This window comes from Citrobacter sp. Marseille-Q3906 (assembly GCF_916618775.1).
Lineage (GTDB): Bacteria > Pseudomonadota > Gammaproteobacteria > Enterobacterales > Enterobacteriaceae > Citrobacter > Citrobacter murliniae.
The window spans coordinates 754975-774156 of sequence record NZ_CAKAKA010000002.1 but is presented as its reverse complement, the minus strand read 5'-3'; the positions used below and the strand labels follow the sequence as shown (position 1 = coordinate 774156).

Genomic DNA, 19182 nt, shown 5'->3' with positions numbered 1-19182 from the left:
GTCTACAGGTCAATGTTATCGTATGTATGCTTCAGCGCACGCGGGAAACCTTATCTGGCTAAGTAGTCCACGTCAAGGCTCCCAACCCCAGGAAACACGGGGCTCACAGCCATTTTGCCCCGTTTCCAGCATAACTTACGACAATCATTTTCCTCGAACTGCTTAATTTATCTGATTAATTGTTCAGCTTTTGACACAATTTGTGCACTGGATCGCGCCGTCAGATCGTAATTGTAAATATCTGTACGATATTGGGTACGACCATCAGCTCCAACAAATGCAGTCAGGTAGTAGAGATTGACTGGAATATTCTGGCGAATATTCACATACCGGGTATCCCCCTGCTTCAGAGCATCCGAGATCCGCGTATCATTCCAGCCCGCATCCTGCAGCAGCATATTCGCCAGTTCAGAAGCCTTATTGACGCGCACACAACCAGAGCTCAGCGCGCGAGTATCTTTCTGGAACAACGTATGATTCGGCGTATCGTGCAGATAGATAGCATCTGAACTTGGCATATTGAATTTATATCGTCCCAATGAGTTGCGCGCGCCCGGCGCTTGCTGGAAGCGGAACGGCAGATTTGAAGGCGTAATGGTTGCCCAATCGACCTGCCATGGATCTATCGCCTCTTTGCTGTTCCAGCCACGCATCACGGTATATCCGTGGCGCTCAAGATATCCCGGATCGTTCCATACCTTAGGCAGAATATCTTTACGTGCCAGCGTCGGTGGGACGTTCCATGGTGGGTTAACGACCACGTTATTCAGCGCACTGCTCATCATCGGCGTTTTACGGTCAGGTCGCCCGACGATAACGCGGGACGCCAGCACCTGATTACCATTCTGATAATAAACCAGTGAATAAGCGGGAATATTGACCATGATACCGGTCGATAAATCACCCGGCAGCAGGCGCAAACGCTGAATATTCAGGGCCAGCACGCCGGCACGCTGCGCTGGAGTCACGTTCAACCAGTCACGGGTGGCAGGTCCAATCGTACCGTCGGCCCCAAGACCTTGCCAGGCCTGAAAACGCTTCACCGCGTCGACAAGCTCACGATCGTAAGCGCTACGCCCTTCTTTTGCTGCCGTGCTGACTGACGCATCCAGCATCCCGGTACGCCGCAAAATTTCGCGCAGCGCCGGAATGTCTTTACTCCACTCACCCGGGCGCAGCGTAGTCGTGCTGGTTAATTGCGGCCAGGGGCGTGAATCCCCCACCAGCTTCAGCAATGACTCATGCATCACTGAATACTGCGGATGCTGAGGCGTCAGGCTGGCAATAAACGAAGTTAACTGACCATTATCGAGGGCCACCTGCCATTGGTTAATCACCGAGAGCGGCGGCGTCGCCAGCGCATAAGGCTTATCGCTGTAAAGCCAGCGGTTACCTTTAACGGGGATATTGGCAATGAAGTGAAGATAGCCCATCATCGCGTCAGAAAGAACAGCATCCCGCGCCAGCCCCGTTACGCCTGGATCGGTCAGTAACGCTACCCAGGTGTTAAACTGCGGCTGAAAACCGGCAATAGCCACCTCGGCTAACTGTTGCTGAAAAGCTTTTACCGCATCACGATTTTCCCACATCGGTTTCATTTCGCGTGCGGCGTACAGCAGTTCCAGTTGGCTCATATAAACTGGCGTATAGCCTGCCGGAAGTTGAGATTGTAATTCTGCGCGGGCTTTATCCACAGACACGCCATCCGGCAGAGGTTGAATCCCCGCCATAATGGCTGTCGCAAAAGATTGTGCCTGCGGTTGTGATAGCGCGGTTGGCTGTTCACTAACAACCGCAGAGCTGTCACCAGGAATCATTTCAGGCTCATCGGCCTGTGCATTGAACAGTGGAGCGAATGTTACGGCCAGGCACAAACTGATTGCCGACAGCCGACGACCACACATTTTATTAAGCAACATCCCTTGCCCCCTGTTTTCTTTATCATACTCTGAATAGCCAGGCCGCATGCTCATCTCCATTCATCATGGGCTGGACCTGAAAAACGCCAATACAATCTAAAGTATGACGAGCAAGCCTGGTTTACTCGTCAGGCTTACCTTCAGTATATAAACATCAAAAATTTTTTGCCTGACCTAATGTAAAGAAGTTTAAAGAAATTTCACCCAGCAAACCGGGTTTTCATAAAAGAATAAAGCGGCCTTTTGGCCGCTTTATTACTTATACTTAGCTTGCCTGCGAGGAGGCATCTTCGATTCCCGGCAGCGGCTCCGGTAACTGAGGTGCAAAGCCGCGCAGGCCAACCACATGAACGTGCTCGGTATTCTGGAAGACCTTACGCACCAGTTTATAGGTGGTGCCTTTCTCAGGACTGATGTTTTCCGGCGCAGCGATAATAAGCTGCATCTGCAGCCTCTCGCAAAGCTCAAACAGGGTCGCGATAGAGCGCGCATCCAGTCGGGCTGCTTCATCAAGGAACAGCAGGCGACATGGGGAAATATCTTTCCCGCGCAGCCTACGGCCTTCATCTTCCCAGCTTTGCACAACCATCACCAAAATCGACATCCCGGTTCCGATCGCTTCACCCGTTGACAGAGCACCGGATTCAGCACGCAACCAGCCGTCGGAACCACGGTTAACTTCGACTTCCATTTCCAGATAGTTACGGTAGTCCAGTAGTTCTTCACCGATGGTTTGCGGCGTGCGTTGTCCCATGTCTATCTGCGGATTAAGACGCTGATACAGCTTCGCCAGCGCTTCGGAGAAGGTCAGACGGTTGCTGTTAAACAGATCCTGATGCTGTTCATGTTGCTCAGAAAGTACATCCAGCAAGGTGGCATGCGTTTCACGCACATTCACGTTCAGACGAACGCTGTTCACCTGACCGAACGATACGCTTTGCAGCCCCTGGTTCAGCATACGAATACGGTTTTGCTCGCGCTGGATAGTCTTACGGATGATGTTCGCCACGCTGCGTGAGCTGATCGCCAGCTTCTGTTCGCGGGAGGTTAATTCTTCCGTCAGGCGGCTCAGCTCAATTTCCATCTGTTCGATGGCCTCAACCGGATCGTCGGTACGAATAATATCCTGACGGATACGTTCGCGCAGATGCTGATAAACCGCTACAAAGAACTGAATTTTACGTTCTGGCCGTTTTGGATCTTCAGACATGCGCAGCACGTCACGCAAATGTTCGTTATCTGCCACCGCCAGACGCAACGCCCCCAGCGCCTTATCCGACATCGAACGCAATTCATCACCGGAAAGATAAGCCAGTTCACGACGGTGCAGACGGCGTTCAACACCGTTATCTTTCACCATCCGCATCACCGCGCACCACCCGGCTTTCGCCGTGACTACCTGCTCACGCATTTCGTGATAATCCCGCTCCAGCTTACGCAACCTGCGGGTTAAGTTATCCATCTCTGCTTCGCAGAAGGTGAGCGCTTTTTCCAGCTGGTTTCGGCGCGCACGGTTGTTGCTCAACTGTGCATGCAGTTCATCACGACGAATACGCGCGCGTTCTTCCGCGCCGCTGTCAGCGCGAACACCGATATCCTGCAGTTCGCGTTGTAAATCGTTCAGCAGCTCTTTTTTGGTGTCGTAGGAGCTTTTCAGTGAGGCCATGACCTGGCTGTACTGGCTCAACTGTGCAGCATGGCTGCGCAGCGCTTCACGGGCGCGAGTACGCTCCGCTTCCGCATGTTCCAGACGTTCGCGTAGCTTCTCGTTCAGATCGCTATTGCCGTTAAGCATTTCAGCAGAGTCAGAATAGCTAAAGTGCGCCCGACGCTGTACGACTTCGGTCAGCGCGAAAGCCTGTTGACGTGCATCACGCTGTACCTGCTGGGAATACGCGTAGTCTTCTTTGAGTTGTTCAAACTGCTCGGGGTCATTTTGCAGAACCGAAACGATCGGTTCCAGTTTGGCCAGTTGATTGCCATGCTGCTGAACAAAGCGTGCCGCTTCCTCGGCTTCATCCAGGCGTTCGCGAATTTCGTCCACGCGATCGGCGAGCGTATCATCTGCCAGCAGATTCAATCGCGGCAACAGGCGGTTCAGGGCAGAGACGCCCTCTTTCGCCTGTTCAAACTGCATACGCTGCTGTTGGTTATCATTTTCATGATTGGTCAACGCACGTTCCAGTTCTACACGACGGCTGTTTAATTGACGAATTTCCGCTTCCGGGTCGGCTTCAAACGCAACCGACAGATGGCTACCGATAAAACGGCTAAACGCCTGATGCAAACGCTGAGTTTTCTGGACGTCAAAAGAGAGCGTGGCGAAACGTTCGGACAGCCCCTCACGTTCAGCATGCAGGGTTTCAATGCGGCTTTCCCGCGCGGCACGACCAAAAATTGGTACTGTCGGGAAGCGGGAATAACGCCACTGACGTTCAGCGGTTTTCACCACCACCGCTTTTTCCAGCTCATCCACGCTGAAGACGCTGTCATCGAACGACTGCGGATCCCCTTCGATGAAATAGAGATCTTCCGGGCAATCTGTCAGTCCTTCGAGTTGCCCGGTGATGAGTGAGAGATCCGGCACAACAATGGCATGGCGTGACGGACCATACAGCGCGGAAAAGTACGGTGCATCTTCAAGGCTAACGTCGTCATAGATTTCAGACAGCAGCACGCCGCCGAAGCGTTCCGCCAGCGCATTCAGACGTTGATCTTCCGCACCACCCGGCTGGCTTAAGCGCTCAATCTCTTCATCAACGGCGTTTTTACGCGCACCGACTTCATCACGCTCAACAATGGCTTCACGTTCGCGTTCCAGCAGTTGTTGCAGATATTCAGTAACCTCCTGGCTGGAGGTGAACTCTTCGCCGCACTGCTCGCTGAGCTGATTCAGGCTATTTTGCGCCGCCAGCCAGACAGGAGCACGTTGCATTAAATGCTGAATGCGGGATTGCAGTTGCTCCTGCTCCTGACGCAGCGTCATACGCTGTTCGCTGGCAGACGACACGCTATCAGACAAGGAAGCGATACGAGCTTCCAGCTCCTGATGCAGGGCTTCCAGCTCATCAATATCGAAATGTTTGCCCTGACGTTTACAGAACTCCGCCAGCAGACGTTCCGCTTCCTGTTGTTCGCGCAGGCGCTCTTCCAGCTCACCCAGGCGCATACGCAGCGGTTGAACCTGTTCCGCCAGATGACGCTGCTCAACGCCTTCACGCAACAATTCACGTGCAACGCTCCAGGCTTCCCCGCGCGCCAGTGGGCCGTTGATCGCCACTACCAACTGGTAAGCCTGTTCGAACTGACTGTGCGCGGTTTGCGCCACGCTCATTTTCTGTTCCAGCGTCAGCAGTTTTTCAGTAGCTTCTTGCTCTTTTGCCTGGAAGGTTTCCAGCCATTCCGCCGCGCTGTCCGCCGTCAGATCCGGTAAATGGCAGAGCTCTTTAGCCCGGCTCAACGCCTGAATCGCCTGGGTGTACTGAATGGCTCGTGTTTGCTGAACGTCCAGCGCTTGCTGGTAATCGGCAAGCTGGCTTTTCAGCTCATCCACTTCCAGTTCGGCGGCTTCCGCACGAGCCTCATTTTCATCCTGGCGGTCAGCGGCTTCCGCTACCACTTCATTTTGTTCTTCGAGGCGGATCTGCAACTCTTCGAGATCCGCTTCATAGCGTTCGATTTTTTCCTGCTGCCGGAGCGCGGTTTGCACCAGATTCAGGTGATCGCTGGCCGCCTGATAATCGGCTTCAAGGTCGCCTTCCGCACCGTTATGTTCGCCCAGCTCGCGCGCCATCTCGACATGCTTGTACTGTTCCGCCGCCAGCTGTTTGCGCGAGGTATACAACTCGCGACGATATTCCAACGCTTTATCCAGATGAATGCGACGCTCGTTGGCGTGGCGCATATAGTCCGCCGCCACATAGTTCGTTGCCTCGCTGATCAGGTGCTTAAACAAGTCGCGGTCAGACTGAGTTACGCGTATTGCTTCCAGCGTCATGCGGTTTTCCCGCAATGCGGCTTCCATATCCTGGAACGCTTTACGCACCCCGCCGTTTTCTGGCAACAGATAGTCGCGCAGTGAACGGGTAATGGCGCTGGAAATCCCGCCGTACAGTGAAGCTTCGATCAGGCGATAGAATTTACTACGGTCGGAAGCTGAGCGCAGACGACGGGCGATGATGCCCAAATCGAACATCAGTGAGTGGTAATCGGTTATTGAGTTGAACTGCTTAAACTGCACGCCTTCCATCTCATCGAGCTTCTCTTTCAGCTCAGGAAGAGACAGGACGCGAGCCTGGCGCTCGTTCAGCGTTTCCGTTACCAGCTCGGTTGGCTGTACCGACATCGGCAGCCCCTGAATGGCAAACGGCTTGATATCAACTTTACGGTCGCGCCCGGCCACCTGTTGCAGACGAACGCCGACGACTACGCGCTGATGACGCGAGTTGAGGACATCGAGCATGGAATAGCAGACACCCGCTTTTAGCTTACCGTGCAGGCCTTTATCACGTGAACCGCTGGTCGCACCGGCTTCCGTGGTGTTACGGAAATGCAGCAGGGTTAAGTCCGGGATTAACGCCGTAACAAACGCCGCCATGGTAGTGGATTTACCCGCACCGTTACCCCCCGACAAGGTGGTAACCAGTTCATCGAGATCAAACGTACGGGCAAAAAAACCATTCCAGTTAATCAGCGTAAGTGAGCGAAATTTACCGCGTTCAATCATTATTCTTCCTCTCCACTGTCCGGCTGATTCTCTTCTGGCTCATCATTGAGTTGCAGGCGGTTTTCGACCGACATCGCTTCACCATCACGAATTAAGCGACGCTGCGCTTCGCGCGGATCGTCGCCGCTGCGAACATCCGCGCCAAAGCGGAAAACAGATTCCGTAATACGGAATTTGCTGCTGTCATGGCCCATAAACCACACCATACCTAAGCGACGCAGGCGGTTGAGAGAAGAACGCACCTTTTCCTGCAGCTTCTGGCGGTCAACGTCCGAACCCGTAGAGCGGTTATTTACCAGTCTGAGCAATTTTGCTTCGTCAGCCAGCGTCAGCAGTTCGTCATACAGCTCCTGCTGGGTAAAAATCCCTTCATTCGCCAGGCGTTCCGGGCTGAGATAGAGATAACAAAGAATTTTACCCACCATCATATCCAGTTCAGACAAGACGGAACGCGGAATGAGCGTCGTCGAACGCGGACGAAGGTAGAAAAACCCCTCCGGAGCACGGATCAATTCCACGTTATAGCGGCTGTAAAACTCTTCAAAGTATTCCTGAAAATCCATCAGGAAGGCATGATTGTCCAGCTCATCCAGGCCAATGTGTCGACCCGAACGCAATGCGCTGTCCAGCGCCGGAAATAACGGATTCGCCAGCGCTTGCGCCAGCTTAACCGGCATCACTTTTTCAATATTTGTCAATGACATGCGCCTGTACCTTGGCTCCGTAATCATTAATCGGCTGCCATTTGGCTGGCAGTCCGGTGAAATCTGCTTGCGCTACGCCAAGGCGTACCGCCTGATCGATAACAATACGCGCTACGTCGAAGTGACGCGCACGTGGGTATTGCGCCAGATACTCGCGCACTACCAAACCGAGATCCAGTGGCGTTTGTCTGGATTTATAGATAGCCAACTGTTCTTCAATAATCGCCGCCAGTTGTTCGCGGATCTCGTTAAATTCTTCATATTCCAGGTCCGGCGGAAGCTCCCCGGTAACCTCTTCATCACGCAACACCATCTCTTCGTCACGCATGTCCAGCAATCGGTCGGCATTGGCATAAGTCAATGCCCACGGATCGTCAAAATATGTCTGCACAGACTGGCGCAAGCGCTGGGCAAAGACGCGGTTTTTATCCATATCAATCGCGGTGCGGATAAATTTATGTACGTGTCGATCGTAGCCAATCCACAAATCAATGGATTGCTGGCCCCAACTAATAATTCGGTCAAGTTTGCTTTGTAAGTCAAATACCAGACGGTCAACGAAATGCAGGTCGTCATGCGTCATCGTGGCATCCTGAATACGCAACAGATTAGCCTGTAGCTTATCACCCGCCGCTTCCAACGTGTCCTGCAACTCACGCAGCGTACCGGAAGTTTCAGACAGCAGCATTTCACAGCTGGAAATCGCAGCCCGCCAGTCTTTATTCAGCAATTGCGCAATGTCATCTTTAACCTGTTGCTGTTGCTCATCCATAATGCGCTGCGTCAGATCGATGCTGTCAAAAATTTCCGCCACCGAGTATTTCAGCGGAGCGTAAACGTTGCGGTGCCAGTGGAACTCATCGCCGCCTTCATCCGCCGCGTCTGCTGCACGCTTTAGCTCACCTGCCACAATCGACAACTGCATTGACAGCCGCAATGTGGAGAATTCTCGCTGGCGAATATAGTAATCGGTGATGCCAATCCCGAGCGGCGTCAAACGATAAATGGCGTTCCCTTCCGCCTGTTCGCTGGTAAAGCGGTTCAGCAGACGTTGACGTACCATATCGTTGATCGCGTTGTTGGCGCGAACGCCGATGGTTTCGCTGGTTTGCTCAAACGCATCACTCACATGGCGGAACGCATCCACCAGTTCACCTTCACTCATCTCGCCGTCCAGTCGTTCGCCGTTTAGCGTAGCCACAGCCAACAGGAACGAAAGTCTGTCTACCGGCAGAGAGATAGAGAAGTCATTTTTTCTGGCCCAGGCAACCAGTTCGGGGACTGTCTGGGAAAATTCACTCATAAGTTATCCTTGCATCTGCGGTTTGCGCGCGGTGACATGAATATAACGACCAAGGCTGATATACGGCTCCTGGCGGCAATAGCGCGTTTCTAACTCAAGTAACATTTCATAACCGTCACGCTGTTTATGCTTTTCTCGCAGATAATCATGAAACACGCGTACGCCAGTCTTACCGGTTATCTGCCAACCGATATCCTCCAGCCACTGGTAAACCTGCTGAGGATCACGCGGGTAGTCTGGTGAAAGCGTACGTTTTTTACGTTTTGGCATCCCAACCTGCACATAGTCAAAATTCCCTGCGACCATGTTATGCATCAACAGACCGTTAGCATTGTAGAACATTAACGACAGCGCGCCGCCGGGACGTAATACCGACCACAGAGTCTGCAGCATGCTGACCGGTTCAGCCACCCACTCCAGCACAGCATGAAACAATATCAGATCAACCGGGCTTTCCAAATGCGAAGCAACGTCCTGAGCGGCGCATTGTATAAAATGCATGTTTCCGCTCACACCTTTTGCCTCTGCCGCCTGTTGCGCACGGGCAATCATCTCGCCGGACAGATCGCATAATGTCACGAAATGCCCACATTCAGCCATTTTGATGGCCGTCTGTCCTTCACCACCGCCAGCGTCCAGAATGTGTAGTTTTTGCCCACCAAACGTCGTCAGTAAGCGATCCAGATCCTGCCAAAGAATAGCCTGTCTCAGTTGACCTTTGGTGGTACCGTAAATGTTACGGGAAAACTTCTCTGCAATGTCATCAAAATTGCGATCCCGCATCGGGCTCTCCGCATACTGGCTTTAGGGTGACTAAGTAAAACCGCTATTTTGTCACACCCACGCCGAGAATGAACCTTCCTGGTGTAATATCCCTGCAGATCCCCTGCTGTATGGTTAAAAAAGGAACCAAAAAGGATGCTTTTTACGCTGAAGAAAGTGATTGGCGGTATGATGCTGCCGCTTCCATTGATGCTAATTGTTATGGGCACAGGGCTAGCGCTGGTCTGGTTTAGTCGCTTTCAGAAAACAGGGAAAGTGTTCATCAGCCTGAGCTGGCTCGCGCTGTTACTGCTCAGCTTGCAACCGGTTGCTGATAGTCTGCTTAAACCTATTGAGGACAAATATCCCACCTGGCAAGATACGCAAAAAGTGGAATACATTGTGGTTCTGGGCGGGGGCTATACCTGGAACCCGCAGTGGGCACCGAGTTCTAATCTGATCAATAACAGTCTTCCACGGCTAAATGAGGGGATTCGTCTGTGGCAAGCCAATCCAGGATCAAAGCTGATCTTTACCGGCGCAGCAGCGAAGACCAACAACGTCAGTACCGCAGAAGCGGGGGCGCGCGTGGCCGAGTCGCTGGGCGTTCCTCGCAGTAACATTATTACGCTGGATACACCAAAAGATACCGAGGAAGAAGCTGCTGCGGTAAAACAGGCTATCGGCAACGCGCCTTTCCTGCTGGTGACTTCTGCGTCGCATTTACCGCGAGCGATGATTTTCTTCCAACAAGCCGGGCTGCATCCGCTGCCAGCACCAGCCAACCAGTTGGCAATAGACTCGCCGCTGAATCCGTGGGAACGTGCCATTCCGTCGCCCGTCTGGCTTATGCATAGCGATCGCGTCGGTTACGAAACACTGGGCAGGATCTGGCAGTGGCTGAAAGGCTCGTCAGGCGAGCCAGGGCAGCAGTGATTTGGTCGCTAGGTCAAAATTGGAACGGTTAAAACGACCGGTATTAACCAGTTGCGCAACCTCATCCCACAATACGTACAACCAGCGCCGCCAGATAAACGACTCTGCCACTGGCGCGCGTTGCAGATACTGCCAGAGCAGGCTTTCCGCCAGGGCATTATCCATTAGTCGAAACAGCTCATACTCTCTTGGCGCCCATAGCATCAAACCAGGCCCCACCATTGCCAGAAGCTGATCGCTACGGGCATCTTTGAGCATACTGCGTAAGCTGAAATTACCGTGGATCAGAACGCAGTTATCGTTAAAGCCTTCAAACAACGCTGGCAAACATTCACGGGTGCGAAACAGAATCCGTTTGTCCTGCATTGTAAGGCCGGTATTGTTGAACTGGTTTAACGTGCTCCACAGCACTTCAACTCGTTGGCGATACCAGGATGGCCATAAATTTTCCTGCGTGTTATCCACCGCGCCAACACAGCCTCGACTATCCTGACGATGCCATGACAGCAAACCTTCCACGATCTGATCTTTTAAATGTTCCCAGCGTTCTGGCGTTCGGGCGGGCGCTTCCACTGGCACGCCACGTAAGCGTTCAAGTAACAGAACATCAGGGCCGGGATGTTCTTCGTGGGTTAATACCCCATAAATGACCGGCATACGTACCGTACCACTGCGCGCCAGCATGGTAGTTTTCCATGCCAACTGCTGTGCCATGCCCGGGGTGGTGAAACTTCGGGCCATCAGCGGCATCGGATTTCCCTGGCTGTCGTACAGTGACCACAGCGCCGTATCTACTTTTTCGTTCACGCATTCTATACGACTGAGTTTTTCGCCCAGCAGATGGCTGAGTTCGGCACGCAACTGTTCCATTTCAGATTGCCCTCATAAATGCTACTGCTTTCATAATGAGCGTCGAATAGACAGATGTCACCCGGATGAGATCAATTGATGAAAAGAAAAGTGGCGGGAAAAGAGTAACGATACGACACCCCTCCCAAAAACGGGTGGAGTGCCGTGAAAAGATTAACGCATTTCGACGCGGACGCGCTCAAGATCTTCGGCCGTATCAACCCCTGTCCCCGGCACTTCTTTGGCGACGGCAACATGAATTTTTTCTCCATACCAAAGCACACGAAGCTGCTCCAGCATTTCAATCTGTTCAAGCGGGCTAGGTTGCCAGTTCACATAGCGACGAATAAAGCCCGCGCGATAACCGTAAATCCCCAGATGGCGCAGAAAAGTATTACCTACGGTTTCCAGGCTTTTTGCAAAACGGTCACGATCCCAGGGAATTGTCGCCCGGGAAAAGTAAAGCGCATACCCTTCAGCATCCAACACTACTTTCACCGCATTCGGATTAAACGCCTCTTCCGCGCTGTGAATGGGGACTGCAAGCGTCGCCATGCCGACCTGTCGTTGCGCCAGATTCTCGGCTACCTGACGAATAATAACCGCCGGGATCATCGGCTCATCACCCTGAACGTTCACAATGACGGTATCGTCGCTAAAACCACATTTTTCGACAACTTCAGCCAGGCGTTCCGTACCAGACTGGTGATCGGCGCGGGTCATGCACACCTCGCCACCAACGGCTTCTACAGCACGCGCAACATCTTCATGATCGGTAGCAACAATAATACGTTCAGCGCCAGATTCACGCGCACGCTCCAGCACATGTACTATCATCGGCTTACCGTTAATATCCAGCAGCGGCTTACCAGGCAGACGTGTGGACGCATAACGCGCAGGAATAATGACCACAAAACTCATGATTTACTCTCATCAGCAGTCAGGACACGAGCTTCCGTTTCCAGCAACACGGGAATTCCCTCTCGCAGTGGGAAAGCAAGGTTATCCAGTTTGCAAATCAGTTCTTGTTTTTCCTGGTTGTACCAGAGTTTGCCATTGCATACCGGGCAGGCAATGATTTCAAGCAGACGATGATCCATAGTTCCTCCAGATGGACCGGATTGTGAATACGTAAATATTAACATAATCGCTTACAGGGCTGGGTCTATTTCCCAGGCCTGACGCAAGTCAGTAAATAAACCGTCAGGACAGCTGCCTATCGTGACTCGCACAGCCTGCTGCCAGCGAGCGAAATCATCGATCGCCTGGAATAATCCTTTTTGCAAGGTAACCCCAGGTTTGGCCTCATCCTGCAGCCAAAGAGAAATGACCTCCAGCACGCCTGTTTTTCGGTGCATTTTGGCATCCATACGCCCAACCAACTGTCCCCGATGCAGTAGGGGCAAGACAAAATAGCCATACTGACGTTTGGGTGCTGGCGTGTAGCATCCCAGCCGGTAGCAAAAATCGAACAGCTTTTCAGCCCGTTTACGATCCCAAACCACCGGATCAAATGGCGATAAAACCGTAGTATGGGTCGCTGTTAACTTACCCGCCAGTGCCTGCTCAAGAAGTGGTTGCAGGTCGCTATGGAGCCACAGAGTTCCCAGGCCTTCAACATCTACAGGAATAATTCGTTGTTGCTCTGCCCGTACTTCACACCAGGTTTTTAACGCCGGACGCTGCAAGCGGTAATAGTCTGCCAGCCACTGCTCACGAAAAATACCGAGGCTGCGGGCGCTGTTATCAAGCATGACTATTTCCGCTTCAGCCTTTGAGAGAAGGTCACGATCATCATCCCAGTGCGGCATGACGCGATGCGTTAAATCATAGACTCGCTGGAAATTACGCCGCTCCACCACCATCACCTTCCCGGCGGTGAAAAGTCCTTCAAGATGACGCTTATGCGGTTTCCATTCCCACCAACCGCTGGTTCCCTTACGCGGGTGCTCAAAATCCGCGGATCTTACTGGTCCGTTATGCTGGATATGCTGTAACAGTTGTTCAATCTCATAGGCATGCTCTTTCATCCACTCTGCTTTGTACTTCCAGCCCATTTTCTCAGGAGCCAGCATGCGATGGCGTATCAGCATAAAGTCGCTACGCGGCAGGAAGCAGGCCTCATGTGCCCAGTATTCCATCAGCTCACCGCACAGTAATGATTCATCGAGCCATTGCGGCGAATAGTCACCCAAACGGCTAAACAGCACCAGGTAAGGGCTGCGAGCCACAATATTGATAGTATCGATTTGGAGTAAGGACATTTGCGAAATGGTCGCGAGAATGTCAGCAGAGGTTGCCCGGCGACGAGTTTTTTTCAGCAAACCTTGTGCAGCAAGGTGAAGATGACGGGCATCCTTCAAAGAAAGGTGCGGCAACGACATTTATGACCTCATAAATGATTCGCTGCCACGGCTTGAATCTGTTAGCGAGTCAGCGAGGTTAACTTATCGAGTAAGACACCAGGTTGTTCACCCGACAGATGAGCATCAACGGGTAAGTACCACCAGTTGTCATCGGCAAAAGCGCGACATTTAACTGCGTCTTTCTCCGTCATGACGAGAGTTTGGTCTTCACCTGACAACACGCTGACGTCACTGTAGGTCAGAGACTGGTGGTCTGCCAGCGCGATACACTTCTGCGGACGGGCGCCGCATGCCTCAAGTGTGGCAAAAAAACGGGGGGGATGACCAATACCCGCCATGGCAACAATATTGGGTAGCTGCGCTACATTACGCCGCTCACCTGTACGTAAATTAACGGCCAGGCCTGGCTCAAGGCACATGGGAATTTCCCCCGGCAATGGAGTGCCACCATTGACGATCGTCGCGTCAACTGATTTGAGGCGTCCGGCACGCTCGCGCATTGGACCAGCCGGAAGCCACCAGCCATTACCGAACCGACGTTCACCGTCAATCACTACAATTTCAACATCACGCGCCAGACGATAGTGCTGTAACCCATCATCGGTAACAATAATCTGCACGTCGTGCCGGGCAAGAATGGCTTTTACCGCATCCGCTCTTACCGGAGAGACAGCCACTGGCACACCGGTACGCTGGAAGATCAGCACAGGTTCATCCCCCGCTTCTGCCGTGGTCGTCTCTGTTGTCAGTAAAAGCGGATAAGCCTGTGCTTTCCCGCCATAGCCACGAGAAACAACGCCCACACGAATGCCGCGTTGCTGCAATTGTTCAACCAGCCAAATTACCACTGGCGTTTTACCATTGCCACCCGCAGTCAGGTTTCCGACAACAACAACCGGCACTGGTGCGCGCCATGCACGTTTAAGTCCCAACTTGTAGCATAAGCGGATACCTCCGCTCACCAGTCCGTAGAGCCAGGAGAGCGGAAGTAATAATCGCCACAGCGGCGATTCACCAGACCAGATGCGCGCAATCATTGGCCAAATTGCATTTTGTGCAGTTGTGCATACACACCGCGCTGTTCGAGCAGTTCGCTATGGGTGCCGCGCTCAACAATCAGCCCGTCTTCCACCACCACGATTTCATCCGCTTGTTCGATAGTTGAAAGGCGATGAGCAATGACCAGTGAAGTACGGTTTTTCTGTAACTCATCCAGTGCAGCCTGAATTGCGCGTTCGGACTCTGTATCCAGAGCTGACGTTGCCTCATCAAGGATCAAAATCGGGCTGTCGCGCAGCAAAGCACGGGCGATAGCGATACGCTGGCGTTGACCGCCGGACAGCAGGACGCCGTTCTCGCCAATCACCGTATCCAGACCATCATCCATTTTGTTGATGAAATCCATGGCATAAGCCATCTGCGCCGCTTTTTCAATCTGCTCCCGGCTGTACATATCTGTGCGCGCGTAGGCAATGTTGTTCGCAACCGTATCGTTAAACAGGTGTACGTTCTGCGAGACCAGAGCCACTTGATCGCGTAAGGATGCCAGGGTGTATTCACGCAGATCGTGTCCGTCCATCAGAATCTGCCCTTCATCAATGTCGTAGAAGCGCGTAATCAGACTCGCAATGGTGGATTTTCCTGAACCGGAACGGCCTACCAGCGCCACGGTTTTACCCGCCGGGATATTCAGATTAATGTTACGCAACGCTGGAACTTCACGACCCGGATAGGTAAAGGTCACATTACGGAATTCCAGATCGCCGGTAGCACGTTCAATCACACGTTTACCTTCGTCTTTTTCTTGTTCACTATCCAGAATAGTAAACAAGGTCTGGCATGCAGCCATACCACGCTGGAACTGCGCGTTGACGTTAGTCAGAGACTTCAGCGGACGCATCAGGGCGATCATAGAGGAGAAGACAACCGTAATTGTCCCCGCAGTCAGGTTTTCCATCACACTTGGGAAACTGGCTGCGTATAACACGAAGGCCAGAGCCAAGGAGGCAATCAACTGGATGATAGGATCGGAGATGGAAGATGCAGAAACCATCTTCATGCCTTGCAAGCGCATCTTATTGCTGACTTTATCAAAACGCTTGGTTTCAACTTCCTGACCACCGAATATCAGAACTTCTTTGTGGCCTTTCAGCATTTGCTCTGCACTGGTTGTAACCTGCCCCATCGTATTTTGCATGTTTTTACTGATGCTACGAAAGCGCTTGGAAACAACACGAATCGCAATTGATACAATAGGGGCCAGCACAATCAGGATTAATGACAGCTGCCAGCTGTAATAAAACATCATGATAAACAGGCCAATAATTGAGGCCCCTTCACGCACCACGGTGATCAACGCGCCGGAAGACGAAGACGCCACCTGCTCTGAATCATAGGTAATACGTGACAGTAACGTACCGGTAGACTGCTTATCAAAAAAGGCGACGGGCATGCCCATCATATGACCAAACAGGCGGCGGCGCATGGTCATAACCACTTTGCCTGACACCCATGAAATACAGTAGCTGGAGACGTAGCTGGTTAAGCCACGTACAATCATCAGCCCAATAACCACCAGCGGCATCCACAGCAGCACTGAGCGATCTGTTTTACCAAAACCATCATCCAGTAATGGCTTAAGGAGCGATAACATGAAGGTATCGCTGGCCGCGTTAAGGACTAACGCTATACCCGCCACGATCAGACCCGATTTAAAAGGCGCTATGGTTGGCCATAGTCGGCGAAATGTCTGCCACGTAGAGAGATCTTTATCGTTATGCATTCAAAAAACCAGCATTTGTTAGAATAGCCGCATATTCTACCCGTTATCCTCCGGCACGCCAAACCACTGATGATACCAACGGGGTAAAATCTGATCCCTTAAACTGCGTACTCGCCAACTTTTCTGATAAAAATCCAGTGTAACTTGTCCCTGATGAGGTGTATCCAGCCATTGATAACCCTGTTGCAGGTAACGCTGCTTCACCTTCCTGGATGGCAGGCGCCAGGCATTGTAGCGTGACGCTGAGGCTAAAGCGCCTTGTCCGCCAACCCGCTGAATCAGCGCTAATGATGAGGAGGTATTACTGCCATGATGCGGAACTTGAATAAAAGTAGACCGAAGATGCTGCCAGTAGTGACTTAGCATTTTTTGTTCAGCAGAAGATTCAATATCACCTGTCAGAAGGATGCTGTGATTTCCATCATCAACTTTTACCACGCAGGATTGATTATTTCCCTGCTCTTTATTTCTTCTGATTGGCCAGTGTGCGCTAAACGTTAAACCCTGCCATTGCCACCTCTCCCCGCGAAAACAAGGAAGATGCCCTTCCCAGCCCAACGGACTTCTTGTCCACAAAGATGGCCAGGTCTTTTGTAGTGAGCGTAATCCCCCCCGGTGATCCATATGCTCATGACTGAGAATAATCCCTTCCGGTTCCAGGTTGTGCCAGCGTAACCAGGGAATAATGAGCTGTTGCGCGCTGTCGCCTTCCGGCCAGGCCAGACCGGTATCATAAAGTATCGCCTTCCCATTACGGGTAATCACCATCGCCAGCCCCTGCCCGACATCCAGCATATGCACCTGCCATACGTCATTTCGCGGCGTTATCCAGAGCGGCACGCTCAGCAAAAACAGTCCAGAAATACAGACTATCGGCAGGGTACGCCAGATATTCAGCCGCCACGCGATAAGCATCAACCAGGGAGATAATGCTAGCCATTGCCAGCGTTCATCAATGTTAACCCACCCTTCAGGCAGCTTGTTGAGCGTCCAGAATAGAAGCGCCAGAGAACGGTCAGCCAAATACCATAGTCCCGATTCGAGCATCACCAGACCGGTTAAATGCACAATCATTGCGGCGAGTATCAGCGGGACGGAAACGAACGTAACCAGCGGGACGGCAAATAAATTAGCCAGAAAAGATGTCAGGCTGATGCCGTGAAAAAAAGCGATTTGCACAGGCATCAACAGAACGGTAATACCCAACTGAAGATGGATCAGCGCCAGGATTACATGTCCGACACGGGATAGCGGTCGATCCGACACCGGAACCCACTGATACCAGAATATCAGTGCCGCAACAGCAAAAGCCGATAACCAGAGGCTCTGAGAAAGAATGCTGACTGGATCCACCAGTACGATGGCGGCCAGGCAACATACCCAGACCGACCACCCACCCCCCCGCCTGCCACTTAATTGAAGCGCTCCCCACACAATCAGTGCAACCACCGTACGTAATGCAGGAGGTTGTAAACCCGTTAGCCATGCATAGAATGCCGCACTGGCTATTCCGCCAACCAGCGGTACCTGCCAGTGGAGCCATCGTGTCGGCATAAAAAATTGTCCGCCGCGTATCAACCCGCCGACCAGTAGTGCGGCAAAAGCAATGTGCAGCCCGGAAATGGCCATCAAATGCGCAGTGCCGGTATCACGCATTATGGTTTTCACCTCTTGCGAAACGGATAATCGTTCCCCCATTCCCAGGCCCAGTATGACCTGCTGCCAGGGATACGTGGCCAGAGCGGTATTGAGTGAAGAGAGGTAACGAGCACGCAAACTGCATTTTGGCATGATAACCGTGGCCTGCAGAAAACGCCCAGTCAGCACCTGATGCTGTGCTAGCGCATAACGCTGGCTATCAAATCCACCTTCATTCAACTGCCCATGTACCGCACGAACCTTGAGCGTCATATCCCATTGCTGGCCCGCACAAACATCGCCGGATAAATACTGTCCGTACAGCACGATCCCCACTGCTGGAAATATCCGACGTCCCTGAAGGTGCGTTATTTTCCCGTAGTGTGTCGTCTTATTGTCCGTACTGGTAATCTGGACGATGGCCTGCTGGGTCCTGGCAGGGAGCGTATTACTCGCCCAGATCGCTTCTTTCGCCGCCAGTATTCCCCAGAGAAAGAACAACAGGGTTAATCCGGTGTATTGCAGATATTTGCGAGGAATAAGACAGAGCATACATGCCAGACAAAACAGACCACTCAAATACAGCGCTCCAGGCAGCGCTGGCAATAGCGTAAGTGGCAGCATGCCGCACAACGCACACAAACTCACCGTTGTTATTTTCATCAGACACCTCCCTGTTGGCGGAAGTGTGCAGTACAGCTTAACGGTTGTCTGGTGAAAATTGTCCGTTAAACGCGGTGGGTTCCGCGGTTTTTACATGGGAAATGTAACGTGCAAATTAACTGCGAGGAGGCATTCAAATATGGGTGTCAAAATGAAAAAAGCACCCATTCAGGTGCTTTTTCGCGCTTAAGTTTCTTTTAAAACTTAACCGTAAATATTGGCGCGATCGCGCAGTTCTTTACCCGGTTTAAAGTGCGGAACATATTTCCCTTCCAGATCCACTTTATCGCCAGTCTTCGGATTACGTCCGGTGCGTGGTGCGCGGTAATGCAAAGAAAAACTGCCGAAACCGCGGATTTCAATACGCTCGCCCTGCGCAAGAGTCGAGGCCATATGTTCCAGCATCTCTTTTACTGCATCTTCAACCGCTTTCGCGGGAATATGAGGTTGCTGGGTTGCAAGTCTTTCAATCAATTCTGACTTGGTCATGATTCCTCCGGTTCCTTAAAGGCAAAATTAGCTGCTGCATTGATT

General features: G+C 52.2%; 13 protein-coding genes and 1 pseudogene. 1 reads left to right on the top strand and 13 read right to left on the bottom strand.

Annotation, left to right across the window (positions count from 1 at the left end; translation table 11 throughout):
• Positions 1-167 precede the first annotated feature (167 nt).
• The 5 genes and pseudogenes from ldtD to cmoM form a co-directional block, all read right to left on the bottom strand.
• Positions 168-1919, bottom strand: coding sequence for a L,D-transpeptidase (ldtD, locus tag LG384_RS07890; protein ID WP_225760713.1), 1752 nt, complete (start codon positions 1917-1919; stop codon positions 168-170).
• 265 nt (positions 1920-2184) lie between these two features.
• Positions 2185-6645: a chromosome partition protein MukB gene (mukB, locus tag LG384_RS07885; RefSeq protein ID WP_225760712.1), complete on the bottom strand. Its 4461-nt coding sequence runs from the start codon at positions 6643-6645 to the stop codon at positions 2185-2187.
• Complete coding sequence (gene mukE / locus LG384_RS07880) at positions 6645-7349, bottom strand: chromosome partition protein MukE (protein WP_045441273.1); 705 nt, start codon at positions 7347-7349, stop codon at positions 6645-6647. The genes mukB and mukE overlap by 1 nt, the downstream gene beginning before the upstream one ends.
• Positions 7330-8652, bottom strand: coding sequence for a chromosome partition protein MukF (gene mukF / locus LG384_RS07875; protein WP_045441272.1), 1323 nt, complete (start codon positions 8650-8652; stop codon positions 7330-7332). Before mukF ends, mukE begins: the two co-directional genes overlap by 20 nt.
• Positions 8645-9435, bottom strand: a pseudogene (cmoM, locus tag LG384_RS07870) (tRNA uridine 5-oxyacetic acid(34) methyltransferase CmoM). Before cmoM ends, mukF begins: the two are co-directional and overlap by 8 nt.
• Before the next feature lie 135 nt (positions 9436-9570).
• On the opposite strand from cmoM, the gene elyC reads away from it, so the two are divergent.
• Positions 9571-10350 (top strand): envelope biogenesis factor ElyC, encoded by a 780-nt coding sequence (elyC, locus tag LG384_RS07865; protein ID WP_045441270.1) that lies wholly within the window; start codon positions 9571-9573, stop codon positions 10348-10350.
• Here elyC and LG384_RS07860 read toward each other — a convergent pair.
• The 8 genes from LG384_RS07860 to ihfB form a co-directional block, all read right to left on the bottom strand.
• On the bottom strand, positions 10327-11220 hold the full coding sequence (locus tag LG384_RS07860; protein ID WP_045441269.1) for a YcbJ family phosphotransferase: 894 nt from the start codon (positions 11218-11220) through the stop codon (positions 10327-10329). The genes elyC and LG384_RS07860 overlap by 24 nt on opposite strands.
• Positions 11221-11373: 153 nt before the next feature.
• Entirely contained in the window at positions 11374-12120 is a 747-nt protein-coding gene (gene kdsB, locus LG384_RS07855) for a 3-deoxy-manno-octulosonate cytidylyltransferase (RefSeq protein WP_045441268.1), read from the bottom strand.
• Positions 12117-12299 carry a protein YcaR gene (gene ycaR / locus LG384_RS07850; RefSeq protein WP_045441267.1) on the bottom strand — a complete coding sequence of 61 codons (183 nt, stop codon included), beginning with the start codon at positions 12297-12299 and terminating at the stop codon, positions 12117-12119. Before ycaR ends, kdsB begins: the two co-directional genes overlap by 4 nt.
• A 51-nt stretch (positions 12300-12350) precedes the next feature.
• Entirely contained in the window at positions 12351-13583 is a 1233-nt protein-coding gene (locus LG384_RS07845; protein WP_225760711.1) for a winged helix-turn-helix domain-containing protein, read from the bottom strand.
• Between the two features lie 41 nt (positions 13584-13624).
• The gene (lpxK, locus tag LG384_RS07840; RefSeq protein ID WP_200010749.1) at positions 13625-14602 is read right to left on the bottom strand and encodes a tetraacyldisaccharide 4'-kinase; all 978 of its coding nucleotides are present in this window, start codon (positions 14600-14602) and stop codon (positions 13625-13627) included.
• The gene (msbA, locus tag LG384_RS07835; protein WP_048221756.1) at positions 14599-16347 is read right to left on the bottom strand and encodes a lipid A ABC transporter ATP-binding protein/permease MsbA; all 1749 of its coding nucleotides are present in this window, start codon (positions 16345-16347) and stop codon (positions 14599-14601) included. The genes lpxK and msbA overlap by 4 nt, the downstream gene beginning before the upstream one ends.
• Before the next feature lie 36 nt (positions 16348-16383).
• Complete coding sequence (locus tag LG384_RS07830; RefSeq protein WP_225760710.1) at positions 16384-18648, bottom strand: ComEC family protein; 2265 nt, start codon at positions 18646-18648, stop codon at positions 16384-16386.
• Positions 18649-18852: 204 nt separating this feature from the next.
• Complete coding sequence (gene ihfB, locus LG384_RS07825; protein WP_003035780.1) at positions 18853-19137, bottom strand: integration host factor subunit beta; 285 nt, start codon at positions 19135-19137, stop codon at positions 18853-18855.
• Between the last annotated feature and the right edge of the window lie 45 nt (positions 19138-19182).